Source organism: Bradyrhizobium sp. 87 (genome assembly GCF_023073015.1).
GTDB classification, from domain to species: Bacteria; Pseudomonadota; Alphaproteobacteria; order Rhizobiales; family Xanthobacteraceae; genus Bradyrhizobium; species Bradyrhizobium canariense_D.
Map to the genome: position 1 here is coordinate 1 of NZ_JADPIQ010000057.1, position 1,992 is coordinate 1,992.

Consider the following 1,992-nt stretch of genomic DNA (forward strand, 5'->3'; position numbering starts at 1 on the left):
AACCCGCACACATCATCGCATGGTCCTTCTGGCGCAGAGCTCACCAGGCTGCCGCTCAACGCGCCCACTTCAAATCAAAAAAGCAACTGTAATGCTAGAGCGCATACCGATCAGCATTGTGTAGGCAAGCCGACGCCAAGTCAGGTTCATCAGGAACGAGCATGTGGTATCCCCGTATTTTATGCGGTCAGCTTCCAGTCATCGTTGCACTATCGCGTCCACGCGGGCTGCCTAGCTCCACTCGTTCTCGGGCAATGCGCCAGGCGGCGGCCTAAGCTCCTCCAAGCCCGCTTCGATGATAGCAAGTTCGTCCTGAACGGCTTGAATGGCGTTCGCGGGATCGATACCCGAGACGGCCTGCAGCTCGCCCCAGCATCCTGCGCCGATGCGCGAGCAATTGTGCGAGAGCGCGTCGATCCTTGCCCCGCACATAACCTGCGACAATCAACTCCATGGCTTTTGACATTCCGCATCATCTCCGCAGCCAATCATTGGTGCAAGCAAACTCCCGCCAAGCCGAGCTGCGTTGTCGGCACCGATCTCCCGCCGGCCGGCCGCGCCGCAGCGGCGTCGGTACTGAGAAGGATTCACCACAAGCGTTCGCTTCCTGTTCGGCGGCCGTTCTCGTTGACGTTGAAAATACAACCTGGAATCGCGATTGCGGTTGTATGAGAGAACGCCCGGGAACGCCGCTTCAGCTTCGCGGTTGGAGAGTCGTGAATAAGGTAGGTAGAGTGCCCCGTCGTCGGCTCCCCAACACCGGCGGCGGGCTTTTGTGAGTTGCGTTAGTGGCAAAGCGTACCCGGGCACCGGCCAAGAAGCCGCAGGCTTCCATGCCGGGCTTCATCAGCCCTCAGCTTGCGACCTTGAAGATGAAAGCTCCTTCGGGGGCTGAATGGATTCACGAAGTCAAATACGACGGCTACCGCATCCAGCTCCACATCCACGGCGACACCCGTAAAGCCTTTACCCGCAACGCCCACAACTGGGTCAACCGTTTCTCGGTCATTGCTGGTGCCTTCGACATTCCGGGTCAGGCCATCGTGGACGGGGAGGTGGTGGTCATCCATGAGGGGCGAACCAACTTCTCCGAACTTCAGGCGGACCTCGGCCGAGGCGACCAGGACCGGCTGGTTTACTTCGCCTTCGATCTTCTATGGTTGGACGGCAAGGACGTTCGCAGAATGGCTCAGCTTGCCCGCAAGGAGCTGCTGAAGCAGCTGATAGACGAGAACGGGCTGGAAGCTCCCATCTTCTACAGTGAGCACCATGAGGGTGACGGGCAGGCGCTGTTCGAGGCGGCCAGCAAGCTGAACTACGAGGGCATCGTCTCCAAGCGGGTTGATGCGCCGTACCGGTCGGAGCGGGTTGAGACCTGGCAGAAGATCAAGACGGTGCAGCGCGAGAAATTCCCCGTCGTTGGTTTCGTCAAGGATCCGTCCGGCGTCGCCGCGCTCTACCTCGGCAAGCAGGAAGGGAAAGAGCTGCGCTACATGGGGAAGGTCGGGACGGGCTGGAGCCGGACCAAATCGGCGGAGATCCGCAAGGCGCTTGATACGGTTGTCAGCCCGAAGCAAAAGCTCACTAGCGCATCAAGAAACCGAAGGCCACCTGGGTCGAGCCGAAGTTTTTTGCGGACGTTGAATACCGGGACATCACCTCTGAAGGCCTGCTTCGCGCTAGTTCGTTCGAAGGGTTATCCAAAAAATAGCTCACGTACATTCGGCGCCACTGCATGCGGGCTACTGATGCCTCCGCCTGGGCGATGAAGACGCGGTGGCGTTGATGCGTCAAGGATCCAAGCAGACGGGTTCTATTGAAGCCTCTCACCATTGCTCGCCAAAGGCAGGACGAGCCCACTACGGGGACGAGAGCAGGGCTCCTGCTCGAGCGTGCGCGTTTCGCGGCATCGTGAGCACGGATTTCAGCGCATCGTGAGCAACGATTTCAGAGGATCGTGAGCAGCGATTTCAGGCGATCGTGAGCAACGTT

Annotated in this window: 1 protein-coding gene and 1 pseudogene; both read left to right on the top strand. The window is 59.4% G+C overall.

Features of this window, described 5'->3' with window-relative positions; genetic code table 11:
• Window positions 1-872: 872 nt before the first annotated feature.
• Window positions 873-1,538: pseudogene (locus IVB50_RS15025) on the top strand (RNA ligase family protein); the annotation flags it as partial.
• A 53-nt stretch (window positions 1,539-1,591) separates the two neighbouring features.
• Window positions 1,592-1,711 carry a hypothetical protein gene (locus tag IVB50_RS42685; RefSeq protein WP_346771302.1) on the top strand — a complete coding sequence of 40 codons (120 nt, stop codon included), beginning with the start codon at window positions 1,592-1,594 and terminating at the stop codon, window positions 1,709-1,711.
• Window positions 1,712-1,992: the final 281 nt, after the last annotated feature.